The sequence below is a fragment of the Pricia sp. genome, from assembly GCF_041745955.1.
GTDB lineage: Bacteria > Bacteroidota > Bacteroidia > Flavobacteriales > Flavobacteriaceae > Pricia.
Genome location: NZ_JBGTHY010000182.1, coordinates 1 through 6,941 on the forward strand (window position 1 = coordinate 1; position 6,941 = coordinate 6,941).

At 44.0% G+C, this 6,941-nt stretch carries 5 protein-coding genes and 1 pseudogene; 1 reads left to right on the plus strand and 5 read right to left on the minus strand.

The genetic code is table 11. The features are described from left to right. Positions 1-186 (minus strand): annotated as a pseudogene (locus ACEW8S_RS06415) (type II toxin-antitoxin system HicA family toxin); the annotation flags it as partial. 957 nt (positions 187-1,143) lie between these two features. After that, positions 1,144-1,977 (minus strand): IS5 family transposase, encoded by an 834-nt coding sequence (locus ACEW8S_RS06420; RefSeq protein ID WP_373517347.1) that lies wholly within the window; start codon positions 1,975-1,977, stop codon positions 1,144-1,146. Positions 1,978-2,068: 91 nt separating this feature from the next. On the opposite strand from ACEW8S_RS06420, the gene ACEW8S_RS06425 reads away from it, so the two are divergent. After that, a complete protein-coding gene (locus ACEW8S_RS06425; protein ID WP_373517348.1) occupies positions 2,069-3,826 on the plus strand; it encodes a phosphoenolpyruvate hydrolase family protein in 1,758 nt (585 codons plus the stop codon). Between the two features lie 181 nt (positions 3,827-4,007). Here ACEW8S_RS06425 and ACEW8S_RS06430 read toward each other — a convergent pair whose 3' ends face one another. The 3 genes from ACEW8S_RS06430 to ACEW8S_RS06440 all read right to left on the minus strand — a co-directional run. Beyond that, complete coding sequence (locus ACEW8S_RS06430; RefSeq protein WP_373517349.1) at positions 4,008-5,117, minus strand: efflux RND transporter periplasmic adaptor subunit; 1,110 nt, start codon at positions 5,115-5,117, stop codon at positions 4,008-4,010. Between the two features lie 143 nt (positions 5,118-5,260). Further along, positions 5,261-6,517 carry an ABC transporter permease gene (locus tag ACEW8S_RS06435; protein WP_373517350.1) on the minus strand — a complete coding sequence of 419 codons (1,257 nt, stop codon included), beginning with the start codon at positions 6,515-6,517 and terminating at the stop codon, positions 5,261-5,263. An 87-nt stretch (positions 6,518-6,604) separates the two neighbouring features. Beyond that, positions 6,605-6,941: ABC transporter permease (locus tag ACEW8S_RS06440; RefSeq protein ID WP_373517351.1), on the minus strand; the 337-nt coding region annotated here is incomplete at its 5' end.

Here is a 6,941-nt window from a genome sequence, read left to right on the forward strand (position 1 = left end):
TTTTTGATTCCAGCGTCTTTGAGGATTTTCGTCTCCAGCCCCTTGCCCGTTTCCTGGCTCCCGTGGTTCGGGAAGATGATAGTCCCTTTTTTTGGTCTCGTGCCGCATTTTCACGTGTGAGCCTTTCTGCGAGACCGCGTACCAACCGTCCTTCGTCAAGATTCGGTACAGTTTGGAACATTTCATTTAGCCCTAATTTTATTTTAAATTCAAAGGTAAACTATAATTTACTTTTATGCAAATAGGAATTTGATGCTTCCATAAGGGTTTTAGCATTCGCTACAACGTTTCGGCTTAGTGCGGGGCTGCACGCAATTACTTTTTCCCCACGCAATAGCCAAAATCTTTTTGCTTTGGTTTTATCTTGTCCTGTGAAAAAGCAAAATTCAAAAGATTTTGCGGTGTTAGTCGACACGCCCAGACCTTTGGTCTAGGCACTTACGCCCGCATTGAGTATAGCCATTGAACGTTTAGTTATTATCAACTGTTTATCCGCTATAATACTCAAATCCAGCTATTTTAAAATCTTGTTTGTTTTACCGATCTAAAGTTTTCATTCAACACTTGCAGTTTAACTTGGTATGTCCAATTTCCGATTCCGACAAAGTATGAATTTTTTTGTGCAAGGTTTCATTTGTCCAGTCCACTTTTTTCGTATTTACGGATAAGTTTTTCTCCACCTTTGAGCATTATCATCTGCGACCTGGGGTTTATCGTAGGCAATTTGTCATCTTCGTTAAAACCTGAACCTTGGGCCTCCGTTTTTCCATAAGCTTGGATTAAGTTTAAAATGCTATTTTTCAGAATTTATTTCTGTTTGGTTACTTGGTTCGTAGCTATATTCTATTTTACGGCTTACAAGATTTCCAAATGACTTTGCAGTTTCGGCATTCTTATCACTTAAATTAGAGTTCAATGTGGTCAAAATCTTTTTGTGAATTTGTTCGTCAAATTCTTCATCAATAAATTTTAGCTCCAAAGTCAGAAAGCTAATGATGTGTTCTATTTCGTGGCTATAGCCATAAACAGTTTTATGTATCTCTGCTAGACTAAGTTCATCCTGACTAAGGTTTCTTAGTGTATTTAGCTTTTTTTTACTTGCCGAAAAGGCTTGAAAAGTGTGGTCGGATATATTGAACTGGTTTAAACTTTTTTCTTATTCTTCTTTTTGAATTTGTTCAGCGCTATCACAATGAATGCCAGATAGTTGAACCCTTTCCAGCTTTCGACCGTTGTATCGAACCTGTTGAGCAAGGAACGGAAGCTGTCCATCCATGCGTTGGTGCGCTCTACGGCATACCTTTCATCATAGAGCTCCCTGTCGAAATATTCGTCCCTATCGTTGTCCCCGTTACGTTTATTGAAACAGATGTTCGCGTTGATATCATTTTTGTAACAGGAATTACGGAAGTCCTTTGAATCGAATCCGGCATCGGCGTTCATGAACAGCCCCTCCACGGGGATATCCGCCTGTTGGAGCGTAGCGGTAACGACCTCGAACTGCACCTCTATATCGTAGAGGTCGTTATGGTTGCCCGCCACGGGTTCCGACATCGCCAAGGGAAGCCCCTGCCTATCGGTCAAATATAGGGCGTTGGTGGTCTTGCGTTTTTTCCTTCCCTGATATTCCACGGCTTCCCCGCCCCTTATGGCAGGGGTATGGCTGCCGTCAAGATCTACACTGGAGAGGTCGAGCTCGGACCTGTGCCTGCCCAGGAACTTTATCCAACAATCCTTCCACGCCCCCGATAGGCACCACTTGCGGTAATGGTAATAGACCGATTGCCAGCTTAGCGGCTCTTCGTGGAAGAGGGCCCTTATGGGCAATTGGTGCCATTGGACACCGGTCTTGAGCTTGTACAGGATCGCGTTGACGATATCCGCCAAGGGCGCTTTCGGGGGAAAACCTCTTTTTCCGATAGGAATAAACGGTACAATTTCAATTTCTATCATATCTTTGTCGAGTACACTGTACATAAAGGGTTGTTTTGGAATTATTTATTTTTCGCAACACAAATATCCGCAACCCTTTCTTTCGATCCAAAAAAAGTTTAAATCACTTCTTGATATGTTTTCCCTCAAAAATCTTGTTCAGGACACTTCTAAATTCTCATCCCCCATTATTTCCGTAGTGGCCGGAAATGGACAAATAACAAAGTCCGCAGTAGCCTCCGGAGCCGATTTGATCATAGCACTAAATGCAGGATTATATCGAAACATGGGCTTTGGCTCGCTAGCTGCTTTTATGCCCTACAGAAATGCGAACGATCAAACTGAAGACTTGTTGAGACAGCATATTTTACTTCACACGCAAACTACTCCGGTCGTCGCAGGGGTATTTGCCGCTGATCCGACCCAACCTATCGGAAGGAGGCTCAAGAGGTTAAAAGAACTGGGGGTAGAAGGAATCACAAATTGGCCGGCAATCGGATTTATCGATGGCACTTTTAGATCTCATTTAGAGGCTGAGGGAATTGGTTTATCAACAGAGGTAGATATGCTGAAACAAGCAAAGAAATTAGGGCTTGTTACTTTTGGTTTTGCTTTATCCGCAGAAGAAGCTTATGTCTTTGCAAAAAATGGTGTTGACGCCCTGATACTCAATGTAGGCCTTACTTTTGAAATTGAAGATACGATCGAAAAACGCAATCAGTTGCAATTGTCAATAACCAAGGCCAAAGAAATGTTGTCGAAAGCCCATGAATCGGGACGTAAACCTTTTTCGCTTATATATGGAGGCTCTATAACAGAGCCTGAAGACTTTGCGGAGTTTCTCCAACAGGTTCCGATAAATGGTTATGCCGGGGGATCTACATTTGAGCGTTTTCCAGTCGTCGAAATGGTTAACATGAGGGTTCGAAGCTTTAAAAGTATCCTTCTTAATACAAATGGAACAAACGGCCGTACAAAATTCGGACCGTTAATCGGTTCTTCCCCAAAAATGAAGGATCTGTTTAAACTAATACAAAAAATCGCGCCTTATGATGTAAACGTATGTATAGACGGCGAGTCTGGCACTGGAAAAGAACTAGTGGCTACCCAAATCCATATGCTTAGTTCAAGGAAGAATAATCCATTTATTACCGTCAATTGTGGAGCCATACCCGACACTCTGGTAGAAAGTGAGTTCTTTGGTTATGAAAAGGGGGCATTTACAGGTGCTGCATATCTAAAGCCTGGTAAATTTGAGCTTGCCAATAAAGGCACACTTTTTTTGGATGAAATAGCCGATTTAAGTCCTCATGCCCAAGCTGCTTTGCTTAGGGTAATACAACAGGGAGAAATTGTTAGGCTAGGAGGTCAAAAACCTATCTCCGTAGACGTAAGGATTCTCTGCGCATCTAATCAAAATCTTGAACAACTTGTTCATGAAGATAAATTTAGGGTTGACCTATACTTTCGTCTAAGTGCCATTTTGATAAAAATTCCACCGCTGAGGGAGAGAAGTAGCGATATTCCTTTATTGGTTGCAAATGTACTTAACAAACTCTCCATAAAATTTGACAAAAAGTTATTAGGTACCACTAAAGATTTTATGAATCGGCTTAAAAGGAATTACTGGCCGGGAAATGTTCGGGAGCTGGAACAAGTCATTACACGACATGCATTAATTGAAGAGAACCCAATATTGAAAGGGGATCCCGCTCTATTTGCAAGCATGACTTTCTCCCGGACGGGAGCAACAATCGATAAATTTCAAAAAGCGCAAAAAGCCTTGACCGAGGCTGGATACAACAAAACCAAGGCTGCATTGGCTTTGGGTATAAGTCGTAAAACACTTTACCAATGGCTGAAATCGGATAATCAGAATTCTGATCAGAATTAAAATGTTCTCACCAAATAATTGTAGGCGCTTCAAATATGTAAAACATCTCGAAGATGTCAGGTCTTTAAACCTCAGAATGCCCATAGATAGGCACTTTGCAATTATTAGCTATGTGCTTAACTCAAAAGACTTTTTTTGAACTGCCAACTGCCACTTGTCGCAGGTCTCAGGTCATAAAAGTTTATTTTGCCTCTTCCTTTTCAATCGCGTTCCAGACCTTAACCTTGTCTTCTTCGAATATCCCTGATTTAATCTCTACGAAAATGCCGTCACTGATACCGAGTTCGATATCCCTACGCTCGAACTTTTGACCTCCGTTCTCTATTTCTACATAGGGTTTTTTGGTGGTATCGTCAAATTGGACCAAGGCTTCCTTGATGGCCAGTACGCTATCTGCCCTTGCCAAAATTACCGAGGCATTGGCACTGAGCCCAGCGCGTATAAAAACGGAATCCTGTTTGGCCATGGTGCCCTTGATCTCAAATTGGATGGCTCCGTTTTCTTGTTTCCCTTTGGGGGCAATATAGTCGAGAACGGCATCGAAAACCTTACCTTCCAATGCACCTACCGTTATTTCTAGGGGCAGATTTTCCTTAATCTTGCCGACCTCCGATTCGTCTACTTTTCCCTCGAAAATCATTTTTTCTACGTCGGCGATGGCAGCTATGGTCGTTCCTTCGTTGAAAGTATTACTTTCGATGACCTGATTGCCAACTTCGACGGGCACTTCGAGTACCATACCGCTGACCGTGGACCGGATCTGGGTGTTAGCGGAATTTCCGAAACCCTTTGTAGTCCCGGTCTTGACGATATCGTAATTTTTGTTCGCCGCACCGTGGGATTGTTTTGCCTGATCGTAGCCGACTTGCGCCCGTTCGAGATCTACTTTGGAGATTACCCCTTTTTCGAAGAGTCCCTTTTGTCTTTGCAGGTTCCGTAGTTGGTCGTCTAAGGCAATTTTGGCCTCGTCGATGGAATTCCTGGCATCGTTCAGGGCGTTTAGGTTGGGCACTACCTTGATGCGACATAACAGGTCGCCGGATTTAACATAGTCGCCGCCTTCAACGAAAATCTCTTCGATTACACCCGATATATTGGGCTTGATAAGTACTTCCTCTAACGGCAGGATACTTCCCGTCGCGACCGTTTTTTTAATGATCGTTTTTTTGGATGCCTTTTCGGTCTCGTAGACCACGGGGTCTTCGGCATTTTTCTGGTAGAGGTAGTACATTGCGCCGCCAAAGGTCAGCACGATCAATATCAGGATGATTCGGGTGATTGATTTTTTCATTATTGATTGATGTTTGTTGTTCGTTGTCTGAATTAAGATTTTAAGATTTTTTATCGCTGGGGTTCAGTTCACTTCTCAACCCATAAGCCTACCTGCGGCAGGCAGGTCTGAACTGATAATTTTTAACTTCGTACCTCATTTTATTATTCCGTTCTCAGCGCATCTATCGGCCTGACTTTAATGGCACTTTGGGCGGGGATGAAACCGGCCAGCAAGCCCGATACGATCAATATGACCAACGCCCCGGCGACCACGCCCACACTGACACTGGGGTTTAGAAACATATCCACTGGACCGTTCATATCCAATACTAAATTGATCAAATAGATTACCAGGGCTCCGAATGTAATACCCGCCATTCCGGAAATTGTGGTCAAAAAAACGGATTCCATCAGCACCTGCAATTTGATGGACCACGGATTTTCGCCCAAGGCCCGGCGGATCCCGATTTCCTTGGTGCGTTCCTTTACGACGATAAGCATGATGTTACTCACGCCGATGATGCCGGAAAACAAGACCAATATCCCCACGAAATAAGCAATGAACTTGATGGCCCAGAACAGGCTCTGAACCCGGTTGAACTGTTCGTAAAGATCAAAATAACCGATAGCGCGGTTGTCGTCGGGATGTACCTTACGGTTCTTTTTCAATATGGAGACGACCGTCTCCTTTAAATCGGTAATCGATGAACCGTCATCGGCCGTAATGGCCATCCAACCTACGTTATTGGCGCGGTTGAAGGCTTGGGAAAATGTTGTAAAGGGGACAAAAATCTGTTTTTGGCCCTGTTCGCCGTTGTTATCGTCCAATCTTTTATAGGTGCCTATTACCATAAAGTTGACGCCTTGAATTTTGATATAGGTGCCGATCGGATCTTCTCCCCTATCGTACAATTCTTTCTTTACACCATTACCGATAATGGCCACCTTTCGTTGCTGCTCAATATCGGATTGGTTGATAAATCGGCCCGAGGTAATGCCCAAGGGATCTTGTTTGATTATCTGTGGATAATCGCCGAAAATAGTGTAGGCCCCGGTTTTTATACCGTGTACCACATTACTACCGCCGCCAAAACCGCCGAGACGGTTTCTAGGGGAGACGTGTCTCAGGTTGGGCATCGAGTTGTTAAGAGTCTCGACATCTTCCAACTTAAACTCAAACTGACGCCCTTTAGGTAAGCCCTGATAGTCTTTCGAGGTAGCCTGTGTCCAGATAAACATGGTATTGGTGGCGATATCGCCAAAATCGGTCATGATGCCGTTTTGCATCCCTTTTCCCGCGGCCAGTAGTATCAATAGGATGAAAATTCCCCAGAACACGCCGAAAGCGGTCAACACCGTCCGGAACCAGTTGCCGGTCAGCACTTCCATGATTTCTTTCCAACGGTCTTTGTTAAACATTGTTCACTACGTGAAAAATTCCAAAAAAATAAAATCCCAAACCTGCCTGCCGGCAGGTTCCGAAGGACACTTAATCATGCCCCAGAATCACTCATCCTTCAAGGCATCGATCACATGAATGTTCGCTGCGCGCCATGCGGGGAAAAATCCTGCTACGGCACCGGCGAATACCAATACGAAAACGGTCGAGAGCGCCACGTTGAAATTAACGGATGGGTTGAGTACATAGTCCACCTCGATATGTGGCCCGACCAGTTCCAAAAGGCCCATACTGAAAATGAGACCCGCAAAGCCCGAAATGGCGGTTATGAATACGGATTCGTGCAAGATCATACCTACAATCTCCCAAGGTTTGGCGCCAAGTGCCTTTCGAATACCGATTTCTCGGGTACGTTCCTTGACCACGATAAGCATGATATTGCTT